The sequence below is a fragment of the Paucibacter sp. DJ2R-2 genome, from assembly GCF_025717675.1.
Lineage (GTDB): Bacteria > Pseudomonadota > Gammaproteobacteria > Burkholderiales > Burkholderiaceae_C > Paucibacter_A.
This window is the reverse complement of sequence record NZ_JAJIRT010000003.1, coordinates 419,929-442,583: the sequence shown is the minus strand read 5'-3', so window position 1 is coordinate 442,583 and position 22,655 is coordinate 419,929. Positions and strand designations below refer to the sequence as shown.

At 64.0% G+C, this 22,655-nt stretch carries 24 protein-coding genes and 1 tRNA gene; 11 read left to right on the top strand and 14 right to left on the bottom strand.

Going from position 1 to position 22,655, the window contains the following annotated elements:
* Positions 1–114 precede the first annotated feature (114 nt).
* Positions 115–297 carry a hypothetical protein gene (locus LNV28_RS11250; RefSeq protein ID WP_263519833.1) on the top strand — a complete coding sequence of 61 codons (183 nt, stop codon included), beginning with the start codon at positions 115–117 and terminating at the stop codon, positions 295–297.
* Between the two features lie 43 nt (positions 298–340).
* On the opposite strand, the gene LNV28_RS11245 is transcribed toward LNV28_RS11250, so the two are convergent.
* The 5 genes from LNV28_RS11245 to LNV28_RS11225 all read right to left on the bottom strand — a co-directional run bounded on the left by LNV28_RS11245 (position 341) and on the right by LNV28_RS11225 (position 4,599).
* Positions 341–1,243 (bottom strand): LytR/AlgR family response regulator transcription factor, encoded by a 903-nt coding sequence (locus LNV28_RS11245; RefSeq protein WP_263519832.1) that lies wholly within the window; start codon positions 1,241–1,243, stop codon positions 341–343.
* Entirely contained in the window at positions 1,240–2,409 is a 1,170-nt protein-coding gene (locus LNV28_RS11240) for a sensor histidine kinase (RefSeq protein WP_263519831.1), read from the bottom strand. The genes LNV28_RS11245 and LNV28_RS11240 overlap by 4 nt, the downstream gene beginning before the upstream one ends.
* A 145-nt stretch (positions 2,410–2,554) precedes the next feature.
* Complete coding sequence (locus LNV28_RS11235) at positions 2,555–2,803, bottom strand: hypothetical protein (protein WP_263519830.1); 249 nt, start codon at positions 2,801–2,803, stop codon at positions 2,555–2,557.
* Positions 2,804–2,910: 107 nt separating this feature from the next.
* Entirely contained in the window at positions 2,911–3,615 is a 705-nt protein-coding gene (locus LNV28_RS11230; RefSeq protein WP_263519829.1) for a glutathione S-transferase N-terminal domain-containing protein, read from the bottom strand.
* A gap of 96 nt (positions 3,616–3,711) precedes the next feature.
* Entirely contained in the window at positions 3,712–4,599 is an 888-nt protein-coding gene (locus LNV28_RS11225) for a dienelactone hydrolase family protein (RefSeq protein WP_263519828.1), read from the bottom strand.
* Between the two features lie 254 nt (positions 4,600–4,853).
* Between LNV28_RS11225 and LNV28_RS11220 the strand changes: the two genes are divergently transcribed.
* From LNV28_RS11220 to LNV28_RS11195, 6 genes are all read left to right on the top strand, one after another.
* Positions 4,854–6,452, top strand: coding sequence for an ABC transporter substrate-binding protein (locus tag LNV28_RS11220; protein ID WP_263519827.1), 1,599 nt, complete (start codon positions 4,854–4,856; stop codon positions 6,450–6,452).
* Between the two features lie 195 nt (positions 6,453–6,647).
* Positions 6,648–7,676, top strand: coding sequence for a sulfate ABC transporter substrate-binding protein (locus tag LNV28_RS11215; protein WP_411910572.1), 1,029 nt, complete (start codon positions 6,648–6,650; stop codon positions 7,674–7,676).
* A gap of 24 nt (positions 7,677–7,700) precedes the next feature.
* Positions 7,701–8,603 (top strand): sulfate ABC transporter permease subunit CysT, encoded by a 903-nt coding sequence (gene cysT / locus LNV28_RS11210; protein WP_263519826.1) that lies wholly within the window; start codon positions 7,701–7,703, stop codon positions 8,601–8,603.
* Positions 8,603–9,499, top strand: coding sequence for a sulfate ABC transporter permease subunit CysW (cysW, locus tag LNV28_RS11205; protein WP_263519825.1), 897 nt, complete (start codon positions 8,603–8,605; stop codon positions 9,497–9,499). The genes cysT and cysW overlap by 1 nt, the downstream gene beginning before the upstream one ends.
* Positions 9,496–10,593: a sulfate/molybdate ABC transporter ATP-binding protein gene (locus LNV28_RS11200; protein WP_263519824.1), complete on the top strand. Its 1,098-nt coding sequence runs from the start codon at positions 9,496–9,498 to the stop codon at positions 10,591–10,593. The genes cysW and LNV28_RS11200 overlap by 4 nt, the downstream gene beginning before the upstream one ends.
* Positions 10,594–10,596: 3 nt before the next feature.
* Positions 10,597–11,550 carry a CysB family HTH-type transcriptional regulator gene (locus LNV28_RS11195; RefSeq protein WP_263519823.1) on the top strand — a complete coding sequence of 318 codons (954 nt, stop codon included), beginning with the start codon at positions 10,597–10,599 and terminating at the stop codon, positions 11,548–11,550.
* 284 nt (positions 11,551–11,834) lie between these two features.
* On the opposite strand, the gene LNV28_RS11190 is transcribed toward LNV28_RS11195, so the two are convergent.
* Positions 11,835–12,461: an Lcl domain-containing protein gene (locus tag LNV28_RS11190; RefSeq protein ID WP_263519822.1), complete on the bottom strand. Its 627-nt coding sequence runs from the start codon at positions 12,459–12,461 to the stop codon at positions 11,835–11,837.
* A gap of 250 nt (positions 12,462–12,711) precedes the next feature.
* Between LNV28_RS11190 and LNV28_RS11185 the strand changes: the two genes are divergently transcribed.
* On the top strand, positions 12,712–12,972 hold the full coding sequence (locus LNV28_RS11185; RefSeq protein WP_263519821.1) for a hypothetical protein: 261 nt from the start codon (positions 12,712–12,714) through the stop codon (positions 12,970–12,972).
* A gap of 746 nt (positions 12,973–13,718) precedes the next feature.
* Here LNV28_RS11185 and LNV28_RS11180 read toward each other — a convergent pair.
* The 5 genes from LNV28_RS11180 to LNV28_RS11160 form a co-directional block, all read right to left on the bottom strand.
* Positions 13,719–14,396, bottom strand: coding sequence for an SGNH/GDSL hydrolase family protein (locus LNV28_RS11180; RefSeq protein ID WP_263519820.1), 678 nt, complete (start codon positions 14,394–14,396; stop codon positions 13,719–13,721).
* Between the two features lie 539 nt (positions 14,397–14,935).
* Positions 14,936–15,023, bottom strand: a tRNA-Ser gene (locus tag LNV28_RS11175).
* 82 nt (positions 15,024–15,105) lie between these two features.
* Positions 15,106–16,401 carry a serine--tRNA ligase gene (gene serS, locus LNV28_RS11170; RefSeq protein ID WP_263519819.1) on the bottom strand — a complete coding sequence of 432 codons (1,296 nt, stop codon included), beginning with the start codon at positions 16,399–16,401 and terminating at the stop codon, positions 15,106–15,108.
* Positions 16,402–16,488: 87 nt separating this feature from the next.
* Positions 16,489–17,463 (bottom strand): 4-hydroxy-3-methylbut-2-enyl diphosphate reductase, encoded by a 975-nt coding sequence (gene ispH / locus LNV28_RS11165; RefSeq protein ID WP_263519818.1) that lies wholly within the window; start codon positions 17,461–17,463, stop codon positions 16,489–16,491.
* 1 nt (position 17,464) lies between these two features.
* Positions 17,465–17,908 (bottom strand): FKBP-type peptidyl-prolyl cis-trans isomerase, encoded by a 444-nt coding sequence (locus tag LNV28_RS11160; RefSeq protein WP_263519817.1) that lies wholly within the window; start codon positions 17,906–17,908, stop codon positions 17,465–17,467.
* Positions 17,909–18,044: 136 nt separating this feature from the next.
* On the opposite strand from LNV28_RS11160, the gene radC reads away from it, so the two are divergent.
* Complete coding sequence (gene radC / locus LNV28_RS11155; protein WP_263519816.1) at positions 18,045–18,719, top strand: RadC family protein; 675 nt, start codon at positions 18,045–18,047, stop codon at positions 18,717–18,719.
* Positions 18,720–18,730: 11 nt separating this feature from the next.
* On the top strand, positions 18,731–19,399 hold the full coding sequence (locus LNV28_RS11150; protein WP_263519815.1) for a Smr/MutS family protein: 669 nt from the start codon (positions 18,731–18,733) through the stop codon (positions 19,397–19,399).
* Positions 19,400–19,536: 137 nt separating this feature from the next.
* On the opposite strand, the gene LNV28_RS11145 is transcribed toward LNV28_RS11150, so the two are convergent.
* The 3 genes from LNV28_RS11145 to LNV28_RS11135 are packed head-to-tail and all read right to left on the bottom strand — an operon-like array spanning position 19,537 to position 21,508.
* A complete protein-coding gene (locus tag LNV28_RS11145) occupies positions 19,537–19,980 on the bottom strand; it encodes a group II truncated hemoglobin (RefSeq protein WP_263519814.1) in 444 nt (147 codons plus the stop codon).
* Entirely contained in the window at positions 19,977–20,816 is an 840-nt protein-coding gene (locus tag LNV28_RS11140; RefSeq protein WP_263519813.1) for a MinD/ParA family protein, read from the bottom strand. The genes LNV28_RS11145 and LNV28_RS11140 overlap by 4 nt, the downstream gene beginning before the upstream one ends.
* Complete coding sequence (locus LNV28_RS11135; RefSeq protein WP_263519812.1) at positions 20,813–21,508, bottom strand: GGDEF domain-containing protein; 696 nt, start codon at positions 21,506–21,508, stop codon at positions 20,813–20,815. The genes LNV28_RS11140 and LNV28_RS11135 overlap by 4 nt, the downstream gene beginning before the upstream one ends.
* Before the next feature lie 214 nt (positions 21,509–21,722).
* Between LNV28_RS11135 and LNV28_RS11130 the strand changes: the two genes are divergently transcribed.
* Positions 21,723–22,574: a CheR family methyltransferase gene (locus LNV28_RS11130; RefSeq protein WP_263519811.1), complete on the top strand. Its 852-nt coding sequence runs from the start codon at positions 21,723–21,725 to the stop codon at positions 22,572–22,574.
* The last annotated feature ends 81 nt before the right edge of the window (positions 22,575–22,655 follow it).

The window sequence follows — 22,655 nt, the reverse complement described above, 5'->3', positions numbered from 1 at the left end:
TTCGGCCGCTTTTTTCATGGCCGGCAGGCCGGTAACAGGCCTGGACCTGAGGCGAGAGCGAGCCTAAAGTTGAGCGGTCCGATCGGCGTTTTTTCCACTCGCAAGGAGCGCATCATGGCCCGCAAGAACATTCATGTGTTTTCGGAAGGCGGTCTGCACACGGCTTTGCTCGTGGCCCTGCTGCTGCTGATCCTCGTCGGCGTGGTCGAGAGCTGGTTCTTCACGCCGGAAGGCAAGACGCCAGTGCTCTGGCGCCTGGACCCGGTGGTGGTCACCGCACCGGCCAGCGGGCGCTGAGCAGGAACTGACCCGGCACTGAACAGTGCACTGAACGCGGCGCTCACATCTGCCGGAACAGATGCAAATAGCTGCGGCTGACCGGCAGCACCTCGGGCCGGGCTTTCAGGTGCACATCGGCGGTCTCGTTGGGCCCGCGGGTGACATGGCTGATGGCATGCAGATTGACCACCACCGAACGGTGAACCTGGGCGAAACGCTGCGGGTCGATCTGCTCCATCAGCTCACGGATGGGCGTGCGGATCAAGGCCTCACCTTCGGGCCAGACCACCAGGGTGTACTTCTCGTCCGAGCGCAAATAGATGATCTCGTCGACCGGGATCAGCTTCAAACTGGCGCCGACCGAGGCGCGTATCCATTGCAAAAACGGCCCGGCCGGCGAGGCGGGCGACGAGATGCTTGCCACCGCGTCTGAGGGCATGGCCGCGCTCGCCGTCGGCGAGCGGTGGAGCCGCTCCAGCAGCTGGGCGAGCACAGCATCCAGCGCCGCCGCGGACTGCTCCGCGGCCTGCGGCTGTTGCAACTGCTGCGGCTTCTCGGCGAATCGCTGCTTGAGCCGGGCCACGGTGTCGGCCAGACGCGCCTCTTCGACCGGCTTGACCAAGTAGTCCAAAGCCCCTTGCTCGAAGGCCTGGACGGCGTACTGCTCATAGGCGGTGACGAACACGATGTGGGCGCGCCGAGCCAGCTGGCGCGCTGCTTCCACGCCATTGATGCCCGGCATATGGACATCGAGAAAGACGATATCGGGCCGCAGCTGCTCGAACTTCTCCACCGCCTCGCGGCCATTGCGCGCCTGACCCAGCACCTGAAGCTCAGGCCAGGCCTGCGCCAGTGCGCGCACCAGGCTGTCGCGCAGCAGCGGCTCGTCATCGGCGACCAAGGCCGTGGGCCCTGTGGCCTGTGCGGGGTGCTCGGGCGTATTCGGCAAGGGGTTTGGATTCATGGCTGGAACTCGATCTCGGCGCGCAAGCCGTGCGGCGAATTTTCACTCAGGGTCAGCTGGGCGCCGGCCGGGTAGAAGACCTTGAGGCGCTCGCGCAGATTGCGCAAACCGGTACCGCTGCCGCCGTCCTGCTGCAGTCCGATGCCGCTGTCGCTGACCCAGAGCCGCGCCGGTCCAGAATCTCCCTCGCGCGCGGCGCCGAGTTCGATATGGCCGCCCTCTTCGCTGGGATCGATGCCATGGCGCACCGCGTTCTCCACCAAGGTCAGCAAGGCCATGGGCGGGAAGCGCAAGGCCTCCATGGTCTGAGGCAGCTGGATCTCGAAACTGAGCCGGTCGGGCATGCGCAGATGCATCAGCTCGAGATAGGCACGCACGAGGGTCAGCTCGTCGCCCAGCGTGGCCGCTTCGTTCTGCAGGCGCGGCATGGCTGCGCGCAAGTAGGCGATCAGGCTGCGCAGCACCGGCGCCGCCTGCGGGCTGCCGGTCTCGACCAAGGCACGCACATTGGCCAGGGTGTTGAACAGGAAGTGCGGCTCCACCTGGGCCTGCAACAGACGCAGGCGTACATCGAGGGCCTGACGCTCGAGTTCGCTGCGTTCCAGCTCAAAACGCAAGGCCTGGCTGCGTGCCTCGGCGTCGCGCTGCCGGTAGAGCGCGCCCATGGCGAGCAAAGGTGCCACCAGCAGGCCGGAACCCGCGATCCAGAGGAAGCCAAAGATGCGGTTCTCACTGTTCAGCAAACGCTGCAGATCGCCGCCGACCGCCACCAGATACACCACCAAGGTGGCGGTGGGCACCATCAGCACCACGGCCAGGACCTGCATCAGCCAGCGCCCCAACCATTTGGGCAAGCGGCGGGGCCAATGGCCCGCTGCAGCAAAAGCCAGCAGACCAAGCAGGCCCACGAAGAGCGTGCGGCCCAGCAGCACCGGGAAGCTGGTGGCGAAGATCGGCGACAAGAGCAAGGCCGCAAAGCCGGCCAAGCCCAAGGTCGACAAGACCCGGCTGGGGTTCAGATAGGCCAGAAAGGCCTGCCAGGCTTCGCCTTGACTGAGCACGGCCGACTCGGCCAGCTCGGCCGGCGGGTGCAGCCCACCGATCGGGCTGGTGGCGCTGCTAGAGCTTGCAACCGAACGGCTCAGCGGAGAGGGAACTTTCAACATGCGGCCAGCGTAGCCGCACTGCGCCCGGCGACCAAGGCTTTGCCGGCGTCGAGGCGACGAACAGCGGTTTATCGACCTTGGGCGACTGCCGCCCGCCCCAGTGAACGGCGCTTTTCAACCACAGGCCACAACGCGGGCCAAAGTTTCAGGCCAGAGCGCCGACCCGGCACATCACAAAGTCGCGGCCGGCATTGATGGCAAAGCGCAGGGCCTCGGCCGGCGAAGACCAGCCAAAACCTCCCGCCAGGCTTTCATCCCGAAAGGCCTCCTGCCGCGCCTGCTGGCCGCGCACACGAACCACCACCACGGCGGCCACATAGCCATAGCTATTCAGGCGATTCATGGCCCCGGCGTAGATGCGGTAGTCACCGGTGTCGACTTCTTCGAAATGCATGATGAGCTCCTGTGCGCCGCGGAACATCCCGCTTGCGGTGCACTGTGCGCGCCGGCGCTGCATTTCGCTCTAACTCCAAAGAGGGCCCCCATTGGAGGGGCTGGCGCTCAGGGCGTGCCTGGCTGCAGCAAACCGCGCTGCACGGCCGGGCGTGCCAAAAAGCTGCGCAGCACCCGGTCGACCTCGGGAAAATCTGCAAAGCCGACCAGGTCGCCAGCGCCGTAGAAGTTCAGAAGATTGCTGACCCAGGGCAACACCGCAATGTCAGCCACGGTGTAGTCATCGCCCATCAGCCAGCTGCGGCCCGTCAGGCGCTGATTCAGGACAGCCAGCAAGCGGCGCGACTCTGCCACATAGCGATCGCGCGGACGCTTGTCTTCATAGTCCTTGCCGGCAAATTTATGAAAGAAGCCAAGCTGGCCAAACATCGGGCCGACGCCGCCCATCTGGAACATCAGCCACTGCAAAGTCTCATAACGGCGCGCCGCATCGGTGGGCAAAAGCTGCCCGGTCTTCTCGGCCAAATAGACCAGGATCGCGCCGGATTCCCACAGCGCCAGCGGCGCGCCACCCGGCCCCTGCGGGTCCAGGATGGCAGGAATCTTGTTGTTCGGATTCAGAGACAGGAACTCGGATGACAACTGGTCCTGGCTGTCGAAACTGACCCGGTGCGCCTCGTAGGGCAGACCGAGCTCCTCCAGCGCGATCGACACCTTGACTCCGTTGGGCGTCGGTAGCGAGTAGAGCTGCAAGCGCTCAGGGTGGCGGGCCGGCCATTTGCGGGTGATGGCGAAGGAGCTCAGATCAGTCATGGGCAAGCGGGGAATGGAGTTGAAACAAACACGCAGCGGCAGATCATCGCCGCCTGCCCATGACCTTGCCCTGACAAGCTCATCAATGCATCAACATCAAGCCAGCTTGGCCTTGAAAAAGTCCACCGTGCGCTGCCAGGCCAGCTTAGCCGCCTCGGCGTCGAAGCGCGGCGTGGTGTCGTTGTTGAAGCCATGCTGAGTGCCGGCGTAGATGTGCGCCTCAAACGGCACCCCGGCCGCCTTGAGCGCGGCTTCGTACTTGGGCCAACCGGCGTTGATGCGCTCGTCCTGGGCGGCGTAATGGATCAGCAGTGGCGCCTTGATCTTGGCCACTTCCTCGGCCGGTGGCTGGCCGCCATAGAAAGGCACGGCAGCGGCCAGATCGGGTAGTTGGGTGGCCAGGTAATTGGCGATGCCGCCGCCGAAGCAGAAACCGACCACGCCCACACGGCCATTGCCCTCAGGCAAGGCCTGCAGCGCGCGGGCCGCGGCCACGAAATCGGCCCGGGTCTTGCCGGCATCGAGCTTGCCGAAGAGCTCGCGCGCCTTGTCTTCGTCGCCGGGATAGCCACCGAGATTGAACAGGGCATCGGGCGCAAACGCCAGGAAGCCGTCCAAGGCCAGGCGGCGCGTGATGTCCTCGATATGCGGGTTCAAGCCGCGGTTCTCATGGACCACCAGCACCGAAGGCAGGCGGCCCTTGGCGCCGGCGGGCCGGGCCAGATAACCACGCACTCGGCCATTGCCCTGCGGCGAATCGATCTCCAGCCAGCGCGTGCTGATGCGCGCATCGTCGGGCTTGACCTGCTGGGCGACCGCAAAGCGCGGCGACAGAGCGGCCAGGGTGGCCGTGGCCGCGGCCGCGCTGCCCAGGGCGCGCTGGGCCTGGTCCAGAAAGCCACGGCGGCTGAGCCCCCCGTGCACATAGTGGTCGAAGAGCTGGAGGATCTCGGGCGAGAAATCCTGGGCGGTCAAACGTGTCATGGGTCGCGGCTCCGTGGATGCATTGAGGGGCGCTGGGCCGGTCTTGAGACCGGAGGGGTCTGCTCCGGCCATCAGCCCGGCATTCAAACCGCATAGCAGTCTCCTTGTCTACGAAGCTTTTCGCAAGACGATCTTCGCAATGGCAATGGCAAAGCTGCGACCATTGGCCACTCGGGGCACGCCGAGGGAGCGGTTTGCGTACACTGCCGCCCCTCCCCCATGCCCACCTGCTTTTGTTCCCCGGAGTCCCCTTCATGAAATCGCCCTTGCTGGCCTGTCTCTTGAGTGCCGCCCTGGGCTTGCTGGCCCCGGCCCCGGCCCCGGCCCCGGCCCATGCCCAGACCCTGCGCTGGGCCAGCGCTGGCGACCCGCTGACACTGGACCCCTATGCGCAGAACGAAACCCTGACCAACACCGTCAACGGCCAGATCTACGAGTTCTTGGTCACCCGCGACCCACAGCTGAACCTGGTGCCGCAACTGGCCACCGAGTGGAAGCAGCTGGGCCCGCAGAGCTGGCGCCTGAAGCTGCGCCCCGGCGTGAAGTTCCATGACGGCCGGCCCTTCACGGCCGACGATGTGGTCTTCTCCATCCAGCGCGCCCAGCAGCCCAGCTCGCAGATCGCCATGTATGCCAATGCGGTGGGCGAGCCGCGCAAGGTGGACGAGCTGACGGTGGAGTTCAAGCTGCCGCAGGTGAACCCAGTCTTTTTGCAGCATCTGGCCACCCTCTACATCATGAGCCGCGGCTGGGCCGAGGCCCACAAGGCCACGCGCACCCAGGATTTCTCATCCAAAGAGGAGTCCTACGCCGCCTTCAACGCCAATGGCACCGGCCCCTTCATGCTGGTCAGCCGCGCGCCCGACAGCAAGACGGTGTTCAAGCGCAACCCCAAGTACTGGGGCCAGATCGAGGGCAATGTGCAGGAGGTGATTTACACGCCGATCAAAAGCGACGCCACCCGCACGGCCGCCCTGGTCTCGGGCGAGGTGGACTTCGTGCTCGACCCCTCGCCGCGTGATCTGGAAAACCTGTCGCGCACGCCCGGCGTCAAGATCATCAACGGCCCCGAGAACCGCATCATCTTCATCGGCCTGGACCAGGGTCGCGATGAGCTGCTCTATAGCAATGTCAAGGGCAAGAACCCCTTCAAGGATGTGCGGGTGCGGCGCGCGCTCTACCAGGCCATCGACATTGAGCTGATCAAGACCAAGCTGATGAACGGCCAATCCGCGCCCACCGGTGCCCTGGTGCCCTCGCCCCTGGGCAGCTTCAAGGACCCGGCCCTGGAGGCCCGCCTGCCCTACGACCTGGCGGCCGCCAAGAAGCTGCTGGCCGAGGCCGGCTACGCCAACGGCTTTGAGTTCACACTGGACTGCCCCAACAACCGCTATGTCAACGACGAGCGCATCTGCATGACCCTGGCTTCGCAATGGGCCAAGCTCGGCATCAAAACCCGCGTGAACGCCCAGCCCAAGGGCCTGATCTTCAGCAAGCTGGAGCAGCTGGACACCTCGGCCTATCTGTTCGGCTGGGGCGGCTCCATCACCGACCCCGAGAGCATCTTCACCTCGCATTTCCGCAACCGCGGCGAGAAGGGCGTGGGCGAGTACAACCGCGGCAATTTCAAGGACGATGAGCTCGATGCCCTGGTCGCCGCCTCCAGCAAGGAGCCCGATGAGGCCAAGCGTCAGCAGCTGATCAAGCAGGCCTTCCGGCGTCAGGCCGAACAGGTGCATTACATCCCGCTGCACCGCCAGTTCATCCCCTGGGCAGCGCGCAGCAATGTTGAGGTGGTGCACCGGCCGGACAACTGGTTGGAATGGCGCTGGGTCACCGTGGGCTCCAAGTGAATCAGAGGAGCTTCACGCCCTCTGGCGGCCGACAGCAGCGCCCGAACTCCTGCAGCCGGTGGCCGGCTTTCAATTCAGCTCGTTATTCGATTCGCAGATAAACAAATTAAAAAACTATTGTTCCATGAATAAAGAGCGGCAGGCACAGTGCGGGTCCGACCTCACATACGGGCATGCCCTGCCCCGCCGCACATCATGGACAAGACCTCCCGCCGCACCGTTGCCCTGGCCGCCACCGCCCTGCTGGCCTGGAGCCTGATGCCCGCCGCTGCGCAAGCCCAAGGCGCAGCCGATGCCTTGCTGAACGTGTCCTACGACGTGAGCCGCGAGCTCTACAAAGAGATCAACCCGGCCTTCATCAAGCAGTACCAGGCCAAGAGCGGCAAGACCCTGACCATCAACCAATCGCACGGCGGCTCCAGCAAGCAGATCGGTGCCGTCATCGGCGGCCTGGAAGCCGATGTGGTGACCATGAATCAGGCCACCGACGTCGATGTGCTGGCCGAAAAAGGATTCACCCCGGCCGACTGGCGCAACCGCTTCCCCAACGGCGCGGCCCCCTACAGCTCCACCATCCTGTTCCTGGTTCGCAAAGGCAACCCCAAGGGCATCAAGGACTGGAACGACCTGACCCGTGCCGGTGTGCAGGTCATCATCCCCAACCCCAAGGTCACCGGCAACGGCCGCTACAGCTACCTGGCGGCCTGGGGCAGCGTGCTGGCCAAGGGCGGCTCTGAAGCGCAGGCCAAGGAGCTGGTGAGCAAGATCTTCGCCAATGTGCCGGTGCTGGACGGCGGTGGCCGCGGTGCCACCACCACCTTCACCCAGCGCGGCATCGGTGACGTGCTGCTGACCTTTGAATCGGAAGCCGAGCTGATCGAAAACGAATTCGGCAAGGGCTTGTTCGAGGTGGTCAACCCCAGCGTTTCGATTGAAGCCGACGCGCCCGTGGCCATCAACGACAAGGTCGCCGCCAAGAAAGGCACAGCCGCCACCGCCAAGGCCTACCTGGACTTCCTCTACACGCCCGAGGCCCAGTCCATCATCGCCCGCCACAACTTCCGCCCGCGTGATGCGGCCGTGTTCAAGCGCGAAGAAAAGCGCTTCGCGCCGATCAAGTTGTTCAGTGTCGACCAATTGCTGGGCGGCTGGGCCAAGGTCAGCAAGACCCACTTTGCCGACGGTGGCCAGTACGACCAGATCGTCGCCGGCATCAAGCGCTGAACCTCAGGGCTGGAATCGCTTCTCATGAGTTCTCACGCAATCACCAGCAGCGCCGGTCCGGCCGGGCTGCCTTCGCTGGAGCCGGGCCAGCGCCGGGCCAAGCGCCGCGTGCTGCCCGGCTTCGGCTTGACCCTGGGTTTCACGCTCTTCTACCTCGGCCTGATCATCCTGATCCCGCTCTCAGCGGTGTTCATCAAGTCGGCAGGCCATGGCGCCGAGGCCTTTTGGGCCGCAGCCAGTGCGCCGCGGGTGGTGGCTTCCTACAAGCTCAGCTTCGGCCTGTCGCTGCTGGCGGCCGCCATCAATCTGGTCTTTGGCCTGATCCTGGCCTGGAGCCTGGTGCGCTATGAGTTCCCGGGCAAGAAGCTGGTGGACGCGCTGATCGACCTGCCCTTCGCCTTGCCCACGGCCGTGGCCGGCATCGCGCTGACCGCGCTGTACGCCGGCAATGGCTGGCTCGGCTCGCTGCTGGCGCCTTATGGCATCAAGGTGGCGTTCACGCCGCTGGGCATTCTGGTGGCCCTGATCTTTATCGGCCTGCCCTTCATCGTGCGCACGGTGCAACCGGTGCTGGAGGACATGGAGACCGAGCTCGAAGAAGCCGCCGCCTCGCTGGGCGCGCACCGCTGGCAGACCTTCCGCCTGGTCGTTCTGCCGACGCTGACGCCGGCCCTGCTGACCGGCTTCGCCCTGGCTTTTGCGCGCGCCGTGGGCGAATACGGCTCGGTGATCTTCATTGCCGGCAATCTGCCCATGGTCAGCGAAATCACGCCGCTGATGATCATCTCCAAGCTGGAGCAATACGACTATGTCGGCGCCACGGCGATTGCCGCGGTGATGCTGATGTTCAGCTTCGTGCTGCTGCTGGCCATCAATGGCCTGCAAGCCTGGAGCTCGCGCCGCAACGGACAGGAAGGACGCAAATAATGGCTGGCATCGTTTCCGCCTTGGGCGTGCCGCAAAAGAGCAGCGGCGGCCGCTACCAGAGCAACCCCGCCACCCGAGAGGCTCCCTGGGTGCGCTGGACTCTGCTCACCCTGGGCCTGAGCTTTTTCTTTCTCTTCCTGCTGCTGCCCTTGGTGGCTGTTTTCCACGAGGCCTTGCGCAGAGGCTGGGATGTCTACATCGCTGCCCTGGTCGAGGCCGATGCGGTCTCCGCCATCAAACTGACCCTGATCGCGGCCTTCATCTCGGTGCCCTTGAACTTGGTCTTTGGCGTCAGCGCCGCCTGGGCCGTGGCCAAGCATGACTTCCGCGGCAAGCAACTCCTGATCACCTTCATCGACCTGCCCTTCTCGGTCTCACCGGTGGTGGCAGGCCTGGTCTATGTGCTGCTGTTCGGCGCGCAAGGCTGGTTCGGGCCCTGGCTGCAGGCGAACGATGTGAAGATCATCTTCGCCGTGCCAGGCATCGTGCTGGCCACCATCTTCGTGACCTTCCCCTTCGTGGCGCGCGAGCTGATCCCGCTGATGCAGGCGCAGGGCCGCGACGAGGAAGAAGCCGCCACCGTGCTCGGCGCCTCCGGCTGGCAGACCTTCTGGCGCGTCACCTTGCCCAATGTGAAGTGGGGCCTGCTCTACGGCGTGATTCTTTGCAATGCGCGCGCCATGGGCGAGTTCGGCGCCGTCTCGGTGGTGTCCGGCCACATCCGAGGCTACACCAACACCCTGCCTCTGCACGTGGAAATTCTTTACAACGAGTACCAGTTCGCCGCCGCCTTTGCCGTCGCGTCCTTGCTGGCCCTGCTGGCCCTGGTGACCCTGGTTCTCAAGCAATTCGTCGAGTGGCGCGCCCACCGATCCCTGAAGGAAGCATCGACATGAGCATCCAAGTCCGCAACATCCACAAGTCCTTCGGCGCCTTCACGGCCCTGGGCGACGTCAGCCTCGACTTCCCCTCCGGCGAGTTGGTCGCCCTGCTGGGCCCCTCGGGCTGCGGCAAGACCACGCTCTTGCGCATCATTGCCGGCCTGGAAACGGCCGACCGGGGTCAGGTCTTGCTGGACGGCGACGACGCTTCCGACACCCATGTGCGCGAGCGCCAGGTCGGCTTTGTGTTCCAGCATTACGCCCTGTTCCGCCACATGACGGTGTTTGAGAACGTGGCCTTCGGCCTGCGCGTCAAGCCGCGCAAGGAGCGGCCCAGCGAGGCGGTGATCCGCAAAAAGGTCCATGAGCTTCTGAGCCTGGTTCAGCTGGACTGGCTGGCCGACCGATTCCCGCCCCAGCTCAGCGGCGGCCAGCGCCAGCGCATCGCCCTGGCCCGCGCCCTGGCCGTGGAGCCACGCGTACTGCTGCTGGACGAGCCCTTCGGTGCGCTCGACGCCAAGGTGCGCAAGGAACTGCGCCGCTGGCTGCGCCGCCTGCACGACGAACTGCACATCACCAGCGTCTTCGTCACCCACGACCAGGAAGAAGCCCTGGAAGTGGCCGACCGCGTAGTGCTGATGGACCATGGCCGCGTCGAACAAATCGGCACGCCGCAAGAGGTGTATGAAAAGCCGGCCACGCCTTTTGTCTACGGCTTCCTCGGTGCGGTCAACCGCTTCGAGGGCCATGCCGAGAACGGCGTGGTCCACATCGGCGAACACCAGCTGCAGCACGGCGCCACCTTCAACACCACCGGCCCGGTGCAGGCCTATGCCCGCCCGCATGAGCTGCAAATCCTGACTGCGCCGGATGCCCAAGGCCTGTCGGCCACGGTGGAGCGCGTGCTGAGCTTTGGCGCCAGCGCTCGCGTTGAGCTGCTCGGCCCCAAAGGCCAGCACCTGGAAGCAGAGCTGAGCCGCGAGCGCGCCGAGGTCCTGAGCCTCTACAGCGGTCAGCGCGTGCATCTGGCGGCCAGCCGACTGAGCTTGTTTGAAGCGGGCCAGAACTCCGAAACCCCGCGCGCGGCCAGCACCACCCGGACTGCCTGAGGCATGAACTTCCAGCAACTGCGCTCCATCCGCGAGGCCCAGCGCCGCGGCTTCAATCTGACCGAAGTGGCCCATGCCCTGCACACCTCGCAGCCCGGCGTGAGTCGGCAGATCCGCGAGTTGGAGGACGAGCTGGGCATCGAGATCTTCATGCGCGCTGGCAAGCGTCTGACCGGCCTGACCGAACCGGGCCGCCATGTGCTGCCCATCATCGAACGCATGCTGCACGAGGCCGACAATCTGCGCCGCGCCGGTGATGATTTCGCCCGCACCGGTGTGGGCACGCTGCGCATCGCAGCCACCCACAGCCAGGCCCGCTATGCCCTGCCGCCGGTGGTGCGCGATTTCCGCGCCGCCCACCCCGATGTCGCCCTCCATCTGCACCAAGGCTCACCTCAGCAGGTGGCCCGTCTGCTGCTCGACGGCGAAGCCGACATCGGCATCGCCACCGAGGCCCTGGCCCAGTATGACGAGCTGATCGCCCTGCCCTGCTACCGCTGGACCCACTCGGTGGTCGTTCCACCCGACCATGCGCTGGCGAAAGAAGCGGCCGAGGGTCAGGTCTTGACCCTGGAGCGACTGTCCAAGTTCCCCATCATCACCTACGAGCTCGGCTACACCGGCCGCTCCCACATCGACGACGCGTTCCGCGCTGCTGGCTTGGAACTCAATGTCGTGCTGGCCGCCATGGACGCCGACGTGATCAAGACTTATGTGGAACTGGGCCTTGGCGTTGGCATCGTCGCTTCGATCGCTTACGACGACGAGCGCGACCTGCATCTCTCGGCCATCGACGCGCGTCATCTGTTTGCCGACAACATGACCCGCCTGGCGGTGCGCCGCGGCGCCTATCTGCGGGACTATGTCTACGCTTTCATGTCCACCTTCGCCGCACCCTTGACGCGCGAGGCCGTGGAAGCAGCCGCACAGGAATCAGCATCCCCGGCCAGCCTCTGAGCGGCACAGAACGAAGCCTGTAACTTTCGTTCAATCGTGCAAAAAACGGCAATAGAAAGCTGGAATCCTTCGAAGCCAGAACCCTAGATTGGTCTTATAGTGGCATTCATTGTGACCGAAGGGCGCCCGCTGCTGAAAAGCGAGTGACGCCGCGCTTCAGTTCCACTTTGTCTCCTCGATCGGATGCCCGATCGATTGGTTTGCCGCCTCAGGGCGACTGAACCGGCCCCTGCAGGCTTGCGAGTCTGCCGGGGCATTTTTTTGTCCGCACCGCATTCTCGCGCTCAGGGCAGAACTTGCAGCAGGCGCACCGGCAGGCGGCTGCGTTTGGGCACTTCGCCCTGGGCTTCTCCGCTGTCCAGATCGACCGCCCAACCATGCAGAAAAGCAATGCTGTTGGCATTGTCCGGCCGCCGGCCTTGGGCGATATTGCCGTAGTTGTAAGGGTTGACCGCAGCGGTATCGACCTGTGAGGTGACCGACCAATGCAGCCCTGCCGGCGCCGCAGGAAAGAAGCGCGGGTCCAGGCCCGCAGTCGCGCCATCCTTGACGCCGGCAGGCCGGTGCGCCGCCTGCGCCAGGCGCCGCATCTCGGGCACGCGCGGCAAGCGCCACACACCGTCCGAGCCGGCAGATTTGGCGGCTGCCAGGGTGGCATTGCGCGCACGCACCAAGGAGATGGCTTCGTCACGCGTCATCAGCATCGGCGTGCCGCGGCAGGTCTTGCCATCCCACTGCATGCCCTCAACGCAACGCGGCCAGCGCAGCAGGCCCTCGCCTTCCAAGACCCACGCGCCGTCAGCCGAAATCTGCAGTGAACTCGTATTGGCCGAAGCACTGTTCGCGAAGCCAGCGAGGCCGAGCAGAATGGCCAGCAAAAGGCGCCTTGCCAGCGAATTGCGTGGGCACATGGAAGACTCCTTTGCGTTCGTCACAGCGCGGGCATCGACGGCGCCAGCCCAAGCACTCATTGTGAGGGCGGCCTGAGGAGATTTTGGTCATCTTCACGCCGGGCGTCACAGATATGCGGGCACGCCGGACAATCAGAGCTGGGAGCATCGGTCAAGCCAGTTCACCTCCCCCATCGGAGGGCACCCTTTGCGGGGGTGTGAAGCAGGCCACCTTCGGAGGACAGTTGCATCCATCGACAGGAGAGCCCACATGCAGTTCCAGAACCGTTCCAGCAGCCACGCCTCGTTTCTCAGTTCGGTCCTGCCGCAGGTCCACGCTGCCGCCACGCCGCAGCATGCGATGCGCCGTCGGATCAAGGCCCGCAGCATGCGCGAATCCCAGCACGGCAACATCGCCCCAATGGCACCCGCCCTGCCTACGGCCACTCCGCAAACGCTAGAGCTTGAAGACTGCGACTGGGAGACCTGGCTCGATGCCGGCGGTGACCTGCTGATGGGTATGCCGGACTGAGTCGACGGCACACCTTTGCCCCCATCCAACGCCGATCACAAAATCGGCGCGCACAAAACAAAGACGGGCCACATGGGCCCGTTTTGCTGCGCCTGCTGAGGTAAGGCATCGGAAATCAGGCTGCAGGTCGCGAGAATGCTTGCTCTACTCATTGCCGATCTGATTACGTTCCCCGGTTCGTTCACCGGTCTGCCGACACCTGCTGCTCCTAGAAACAACCCTTTGCACTGATCATGAATCGGATGGTAGGCACTGTGGACTCGCCGTTTCCAGCGGCGTCTAATGAGAAGTTGTCTGATTCCTTGATGGCGGCCCCAGAAGCGCCGCGGGGGCGTTCACTTCGACGCGGGCCCAGGCCGCCCTCCCTGATAGAGATCGAATCTCTTGCGCCACCGGAATGCTCAGTGCTAATTCCAACAATCGCATCGCCACCTCAATCGCAGGCTCATCCAGTTCTCCCTGATGAACTTGCTGCGCAGCCCAACCCACATCGGTGAAGATGCGCCCCACGAGAGGCCCGTTGTACGGGAAGTCGCCCACCAATCCAAAAAGCTAGCGCACAGCCACCGCCATACACAGCAGAAAGCAGTCCTGCAATTCGACTGGACTTTTCATGCACTTATCTAGGCATCATCGCCGCCACCGCCGCACTGCCCCGGGTAAGCACTGCCGGCGCCATGGCAAAGATCACATTCACCTGAGCGATGTCGCGCCAGCCAGGTGCAGCCAATTGCGCCGTGAAATAGCTACCGGCAAAGCATCTGCGCCACGATGGGCGCAATAGTCGGCTGCAGCACGTCACGGCTGATCATCTGATACAGGCTGTCGCTCGGGTGGGCGTTGTCGTGGAGCAGCACCGGCCAGTCGGGCAGAGCGCTGGTGTAGGCGAACACGTCAGCCAGCGGAAGCCCCTTCTCTGCGGCCACCTCTCGCATAACCCTCACAAAAGGGCTGATATCCAGCTTTCGCAAGACGTTGGGTGTCTCGAACACGACGCGAGCGCCGGGTGCCATGCTCAACGTCTGCAGGTTCTTTCGATAGGCTGCGATGTCATTGACTAGATAGAAGTCATTGATGCCGTGGTTCACCACGACGATTTCGGCCGCCACTGAACCAGGCCAAGGCAAGTTCAAGGTGTCGCTACCTGCGACCAGTTGCCAGGCGCCGGACCCGTTCACCGCCCGACTGCTGACCTTGACCTTACCCAATCCATATCGAGCATCAAAAAAGGCTTGCAGCGCGGCGGCAGGGTTGTGCGGCGCCACCTCACCGGGCGAGGCGGAATCGAAACCAACCTGCGTTGAATCGCCGAACAATTGGATTCGAACCATCGGCAAAGCGGTACAGGTGGCAGAGGCCGGAGCATCACCGCCACCGCAGGACGCCAGCAAAATGGCAACCATTGGAAAAAGAAGCTTAAGCATGCGCGTCATTCTCCCGCGCTTCGCCCTCTCCCGCCTTGATGCAATCCGAACGGATGGCCTCGGCGAAGGAATGTGCTCATTGGATCTGGATTGACCGCAGTGAATCTGACTTTACGCCGCCAAACTTATGCCATCTGTCGCCAACAACTTCCATTTGTCAACAATGACAGGTAAACGCCAAAACCTTGCAGAGGGCAACCCTTAAGCATGCTGCACCTCTGCCATCACGCCCCCCCGGACCGGGAAACTGTGCTCCGTGCGCTCCAAGAACCACAGGTTTGAAAGTTGTAACGACGGCCTCTACTGATTCCAAGCAGGCCCCACTAGGCGGCAAGAGGGAGATCTCTCCATTTGGTCGCCACCGTCAATGTGCGGTTGCAGGGTTTCCGGCCGAGGTTACGACGGTGAAGTCCCTGTAGCTACAACCAAGTAAACGATGCACACGAGCAAGCTATAGGCAACCGGACCAACCACTAATGGGCAGGATGATGGGTAGAAACGCAAAACAGGCCCAGAGGGCCCGTTTTTTACGTACTACTTGGAGGAGAGGGGGGGATTCGAACCCCCGAGACGTTACCGTCCGCCTGATTTCGAGTCAGGTACATTCAACCACTCTGCCACCTCTCCGGTATTCTGGTGCTCGCGTTGGTTGCCGCGAGTAAGCCCGCTAGTATAGCGAGCTTTTTCAGATTTGCCAGTACTTTCTCGCTCAGGCCCGCAGAATTTCTGCTCCGCCCATGTACGGCCGCAGAACTTCAGGCACGGTGATGCTGCCGTCGGCGTTCTGACAATTCTCCAGAACAGCCACCAAGGTGCGGCCGACGGCCAAGCCGGAGCCGTTCAGGGTGTGGACCAATTCATTCTTGCCCTGCTCGTTCTTGAAGCGGGCCTGCATGCGGCGCGCCTGGAAGGCTTCCATATTCGAGCAGGAACTGATCTCACGGTAGGTGCTCTGAGCCGGCACCCAGACCTCGAGGTCATAGGTCTTGGTGGCGCCAAAGCCCATATCACCGGTGCACAGCAACACCGTGCGATAAGGCAAGCCCAGCTTCTGCAGGATGGCCTCGGCATGCAGGGTCATCTCTTCCAGCGCGGCCATGCTGTGCTCGGGGTGCTCGATGCGCACCATCTCGACCTTGTCGAACTGGTGCTGACGAATCAGACCCCGGGTGTCGCGACCGGCACTGCCGGCTTCTGAGCGGAAGCACGGGCTGTGCGCGGTCAGCTTGATCGGCAAGTCAGCAGCATCAAGCACTTGCTCGCGAACGGTGTTGGTCAGCGGAATCTCGGAGGTAGAGATCAGGTACTGCTCCTGCGCCTGGTCATCGCCGCCCCGCAGCACCCAGAACATGTCTTCCTTGAACTTGGGCAACTGGCCCGTGCCTTCCAGCACCTCGCGATTGACGATGTAGGGCGTGTAGCACTCGGTGTAGCCATGCTCCTCGGTCTGGGTGTCCAGCATGAACTGGGCCAAGGCGCGGTGCAGGCGGGCGACTTTGCCCTTGAGGAAGGAGAAACGCGAACCGCTGAGCTTGGCGCCGGTCTCGAAATCCAGGCCCAGGGCGGCACCCAGATCGACATGGTCGCGCACCTCGAAATCGAAGCTGCGCGGGGTGCCCCAGCGGCGCACTTCCACATTGCCGCTCTCGTCGCTGCCCACCGGCACGCTCTCGTGCGGCAGATTGGGCACGCTCATCAGCATGGTGCTGAGTTCGGCCTGAATCGCTTCCAAGCGATCGGCTGCAGCCTTGAGCTCATCACCAATGCCGCCGACCTCGGCCATCACGGCCGATGCATCCTGACCCTTGCCCTTCAACATGCCAATCTGCTTGGACAGGCTGTTGCGGCGGCTTTGCAGCTCCTCGGTGCGCATCTGCACCCCTTTGCGCTCGCTCTCAAGCGCGGCGTAACGGGCTTCATCCAGGAAGGCTTGCGGGTTCTTGCGGGTGTTGAGACGGGCCACCACGGCGGCCAGGTCCTTGCGCAATAGATTGATGTCTAGCATTTGAAAAGGTGTCCTTGGAATTCGGTCGATTCTATGAAAGCAAAACGGCGCCGAGTGGGGCGCCGCCGGCATGACGCTGCACCGGCATCAAGATCGAGAGCTGCTCAGCTCGGCCATGGATTTGTCGCCCAGCCCCATGGGCAATGGGAAGCGCACATGCTCTTCCACGCCTGGCAGGCTGCGCACCGTGGTCGCGCCCAGTTCGCGCAAGCGCTGAATCACAGCCTGCACCAACACGTCCGGCGCCGAGGCCCCGGCGGTCAGGCCGACACGGGCACGGCCGTCCAGCCACTCGGGCTGCAAATCTTCAGCGGCGTCGACCATATAGCCGGGCGTACCGAGGCGCTGAGCCAGCTCACGCAAGCGATTGCTGTTTGAGCTGGTCGGGCTGCCAACGACGATGACCACATCGACCTGCGGCGCCAACACCTTGACCGCGTCCTGGCGGTTCTGGGTGGCGTAGCAGATGTCTTGCTTCTTGGGCTCACGCACCAAGGGGAAATGCGCTTTCACCGCCGCCAGAATCTCGGCCGCATCGTCAACGCTGAGCGTGGTCTGCGTCACCACCGCCAGCTTGGCCGGATTGTTGACGCGCACATGGGGCACATCGCCGACCTCCTCGACCAGATAGATGCCTTCACTGAGCTGGCCCATGGTGCCCTCGACCTCGGGATGCCCCTTGTGGCCGATCATGATGAACTCATAGCCCTCGCGGTGCAGCTTGGCCACTTCCACATGGACCTTGGTCACCAAGGGGCAGGTCGCGTCAAACACCTGGAAGCCGCGTTGGGCCGCTTCCTGGCGCACCGCTTGGCTGACGCCGTGGGCGCTGAACACCAAGGTGGCGCCCGGCGGCACTTCGGCCAAGTCCTCGATGAAGATGGCGCCTCGCGCCTTCAAATCATTGACCACATAGGTGTTGTGCACGATCTCGTGGCGCACATAGATCGGCGCGCCGAACTTCACGAGCGCTCGCTCGACGATTTCGATGGCACGGTCCACGCCGGCGCAAAAACCGCGCGGTTCGGCCAGCAGAACTTCCTGAGGCTTGATATTCGGCATGTCAGAGCACCCCGATCACTTGCACTTCAAAACTCACCGGCTGGCCGGCCAGCGGATGGTTGAAGTCGAACAAAAGCGCTTCGCCATCCACTTCCCGGATCACACCCGCATAGCTGGCCTGGCCGTCGGGCGTGGGGAACTGCACCACATCGCCGACGTGGTACTCCTCGTGCGGGTCGCCGAGCTGGCGCAACAAGCTCAGCTTGACCCGCTGCAACATATCGGCATTGCGCTCACCAAAGGCTTCGCCGGCGGCCAGCTCGAACTGGGTGCGCGTGCCTTCGGCCAGGCCGATCAGGCGCGCTTCGATGGCCGGCGACAACTCGCCCGTGCCCAGGGACAGCGTGGCTGGCTTGTCATCGAAGGTGTTGATGACGTCGGCACCGTCCGGCCCCGAAAGGCGGTAGTGCAGAGTCAGGAAAGAACCGGCTTGGATAAGATTCATGAGGGCACGGGGTCGGAATTGCCGCGATTTTAGGGCCTGCGCGCATTGGGCTTGGGCGAGGCGCCGCCAAAGCCTTGCAGACCTCCCTTCCCTCTTGCCCCAGCCCCCTGCCTCCAGCCTGTCCGGAGTCTCCGCCATGCCGCTCCATGACCTGCCGCCCGACGCCCGGCCACGCGAGAAGCTGCTGGCCCGCGGCCCTGAAGCTCTGGCCGATGCGGAGCTGCTGGCCTTGCTGCTGCGAACCGGGCTGAAGGGTTTGCCCGTGCTGCAGATGGCGCAGCAACTGCTCGACCGCTTTGGCGGCTGGCACGGACTCTTGCATGCCAGCGTGGCGGACCTGAAGCAGATCAAAGGCCTGGGCCCGGCCAAGCGGGCCGAAATCGCGGCCGTGCTCGAGATTGCCCGCCGGTCCCTGCACGGTGAGTTGGCACAGCGTGCGGTGTTCGATGCCCCCGAGGCAGTCCGCCGCTACCTCAGCCTCCAGCTCGGCGGCCGGGATCACGAGGTCTTTGCCGTGCTTTTCCTTGACGCCCAGCACCGCCTGATCGCGCTGGAGGAGATGTTTCGCGGCACCTTGACGCAAACCAGCGTCTACCCTCGCGAGGTCGTCAAACGAGGCCTGGCTCTGGGCGCGGCCGCCGTGATCCTGGCCCACAACCACCCCTCCGGCGTGGCCGAACCTTCGCGCGCCGATGAGATCCTGACCAAGGCCCTGCAGTCGGCGCTGAGCCTGGTGGACATCCGGGTACTTGACCATTTCGTGGTGGGCATGGGCGAGGTCATCTCGATGGCGGAGCGTGGGCAAATATGATGGCGCTCGCCATGAAGCCCTCGCCCTCCAAACGCTCGACGCCCGCCCTGAACAGCCTTCAAGACCTGAAGCTGCTGCAGCGCGAACTGGCGCTGCAGCGGCGCGCCGAGGAAGAACGCCAGGAGCGCCTGGCCGCGGCCGCCCGCCTGGCCGAGCAGGAACGGCGCATCTTCGAGCTCAGCATCGGCCCGGTCACGCGCCTGGCGGCCAGCCAGCAGCGAGTGATGCATCGCCTGCCCCCGCCTGCGCCCGAGCCCCTGCAGCGTGAAGCCGATGAGCGACAGGTCCTCTTGCAGGCCTTGTCCGACGACTTTGATGTCGACACCTTGCTGGAAACCGACGACACCCTGTCCTTTCGCCGGCCCGAGATCACGCAAGAAGTGGTGCGCAAGCTGCGGCGCGGCCACTGGAGCTTGCAAGCCCAGCTGGACTTGCACGGTCTGCGTCGGGATCAGGCCCGCGAGGCCTTGGGCCAGTTCGTCCAGGACAGCGCTCGCCGCGGCCTGCGCTGCGTGCGCGTGGTCCACGGCAAAGGCAATGGCTCGCCCGGCCGCGAGCCGGTGCTGAAAGCGCGCGTGCGCCGCTGGTTGGTGCAGAAAGACCAAGTCCTGGCCTTTGTCCAGGCCCGCGCCAGCGACGGCGGCAGCGGCGCCTTGATGGTCTTACTGGCAGGCACGTAGCGCAAAAGCGCCACCAGTTCCACTCAAGCCGGCCGCCGGGCCGCCCCATGGCCGGCTTGAGGGCTCAGCCGCCGGCCACGCCGGCCGCTGAGTCCGGTCCCCTCGGGGGACCGCCCGCGTACCCGCGGGCGAGGGGCTCAAACATTCCTCATCCAGTCCGCCGTCCCCATAAAGCTCTCGAGCAGACGCTGCTGCAACGCGGGGTCCAGCGCGACATCTTGCATGGCCATGCCCATGCAGGCGACCCACTGGTCACGCTCAGCGATGCCAATTTTGAATGGCAGATGCCGGGCGCGCAGGCGCGGGTGGCCGAAGCGTTCGATGTAATGGTCGGGGCCGCCCAACCATCCGCAGAGGAACCAGAACAGCTTGTCGCGAGCGCTGTCGAGGCTGGGGCCATGGGCGGCTCGCAGTTCGGTGAAGGCGGGCTCTAACTCCATCAGGTCGTAAAAACGATCGACCAAGGCGCGCACTCGCGCCTCGCCGCCCACCCACTCGAAGGCAGTGGCAGGCCTGAGCTCTGACGAGCCGGGCGGCGTGGAGGAAGAGGAAGATTCGGGGGACGTGTCTGAACTGCTCATCCCAGCAGTTTATTGGCCAATGCCTTGATGGCCTGGGCCGCGTCACTGCCAGGGTAGTGTTCGAGCACCAACTGGCGCTTGAGCACCGCCTGGCGCACCGCCTGATCACTCTTGACCTCGCCGAGCAACTCCAACTTGAAGGCCTGGCCAGGCTTGGCGCCGACAAAGCGCTGCAGCACCTGCTGCAATTGCCCGCAAATCAGCTTGCCTTCACCGACTCGGTTGGCCTGATTGACCAGCAGGCCGACTTCGCGACGGTCCTGCTGGGTGGCCAGCACCTTGATGGTGGCGTAGGCATCGGTCAGCGAGGTGGGCTCCGGCGTGGCCACAACCAGCACATCGGCGGCCATGGAGATGGAAAACAGCACCACATCGGAGATACCAGCACCGGTATCGAACAAGATCCAGTCGAAGCGCGGACGCACCATCTCGACGATGTGCAAGAGCTTGTCTCGCACCTCAGGCGTCAGGCGCGAGTATTCGACCATGCCGGAGCCGGCGAGCAGCACCGAAAAGCCGCCCGGCGCCGGCAGGATGGCCTGCTCCAGGGTCGCTTTGTCCGTGAACACATCGTGCAGGGTCAGCTTGGGGTGCAAGTTCAGCACCACATCGAGATTGGCCAGGCCCAGGTCAGCGTCCAGCACCAGCACTTTCTGGCCGCGCAGGGCCAAAGCGGCAGCCAGGTTGGCCGTGACAAAGGTCTTGCCCACGCCGCCCTTGCCGCTGGTCACGGCCAAAGTGCGGGCACCCGCGCGGCTGCCCGCCTTGGGCGCCGGCCGAGCCGCCCCTTGCGGTGCCATCGGCATCGATGCAGCAGGATCAGGTGTCGTACTCATTCACTTTCCTGTTGCGTTATGGCGAACAACATGCCTTTTTCCTCGGCGCTGACCAGGGACTCCACCTGATTCTCCAGACAGGCGCGGTTGCGACCTTCGGCCTTGGCCCGGTAAAGCTGACGATCGGCCCGCTCCATCCAAAGCAAGGACGAAGACCTCACCCACTGCGGCGCAAAAGCACCACCCAGGCTGACCGTCACCGACAAAACTTGGCCCGAGGCAATCTCGATGCGCAACTCGGCCACCCGCTCACGCAAGCGCTCAGCCACCGTCGCGGCAAAACCGGCCGCACATTTGGGCAGGACGATGGCGAATTCCTCGCCGCCAACGCGGGCCACCGTATCCATGGGCCGCACCACCTGATTGAGCGCTCCGGCCACGGCTTGAATCACCACATCACCGGCCGCATGGCCGTAGCTGTCGTTGACGGCCTTGAAATGGTCGATGTCCAGCATCAGGAGCAAGGCCGACTCGCCGGACCGAGCAACCCGGTCCACTTCGCGCGACAGCGCCATCTCGAAACTGCGACGATTGACCAGGCCGGTCAAAGCGTCCTTGCTGGACAGGTCGCACAAGGCATCCAGAATGCCTTGCACCCAATCCTCGCTGTAAGGTTCCGCCTCAGGCAGCAAAGCGCCGGCCTGCTGCAACAGCTGCAGGGCCAGATCGAGCCGCAGGCGTCGAGCGTCCATCAAAGCGGGTGGTGGGCTTGTTTCCAAGATGTTCCAAGGGCGAGTGCGGGCTCAGTCTAGCAGTGGGGGTTTGTGGCCAAAGTTGCAATCTGGCCCTCATTGGCGGCTTTGTTTGCCCTATGCTGAAGACGCTTGAACCGCCAGACTGCCAGTCGATGCAAAATCAAAACCCGGGCTGCGCACAGCCGCCATGGGCGATAACCGAGCTCCACCTATGCCAGCTGTTCCAAGTGCCTCAGGCGCCGAAGTCATCGACCACGAGTTCAGCTTCAGTCGCGCCGATTTCGACCGCGTACGGGAACTGATTTACAAGCATGCCGGCATCAGCTTGCACGATGGCAAGCACGCCATGGTCTACAGCCGCCTGTCCCGGCGCTTGCGCGAGACCGGCCACAAGTCCTTTGCGGCCTATCTCCAATGGCTGGAGAACGCCAGCGGCGCAGAGGGCACACAGGAGTGGCAGGAGTTCGTCAACTGCCTGACCACCAACCTGACCTCCTTCTTCCGCGAAGAGCACCACTTCCACGCCCTGACCGACGACCTCAAGCCATTGGCCGGCAAGCCGGTGCGCATCTGGTGTTGCGCGGCTTCAACGGGCGAAGAGCCCTACTCGATCGCCATCACCTGCAGTGAAGCCCTGGGTAGCAATGCGCAGATGCAGATCGTGGCCAGCGACATCGACACCAATGTACTGAACACGGCGCGCCGCGGCGTCTACAACGCCGACGCGCGTGGTCTGGACTCGACCCGGTTGAAGACCTTCTTCATGCGTGGCACCGGCGGCAACTCGGGCCGCATCCGCGTCAAGCCAGAGTTGCAGCGCTGGATCGACTTCAAGTCTCTGAATCTGATGGATGCGCAGTGGTCGCTGGGTGAGCCCTTCCACATCGTGTTCTGCCGCAATGTGATGATCTATTTCGATCCGCCCACGCAGCGCAAGGTGCTGGAGCGCATCCACCGCGTGATGCGCCCGAACGGCTTGCTGTTCGTCGGCCACTCCGAGAATTTCACCGATTCGCGCGACCTCTTCCGCCTGCGCGGCAAGACCATTTACGAGCGCGTCTGAGCCCAGCGCCGGCGCAGCCCTCAAGTTCAAACTCCAGCGACCGATAAAAAAACATGAGCACCCCCCCGCCCCCTTCCGGTG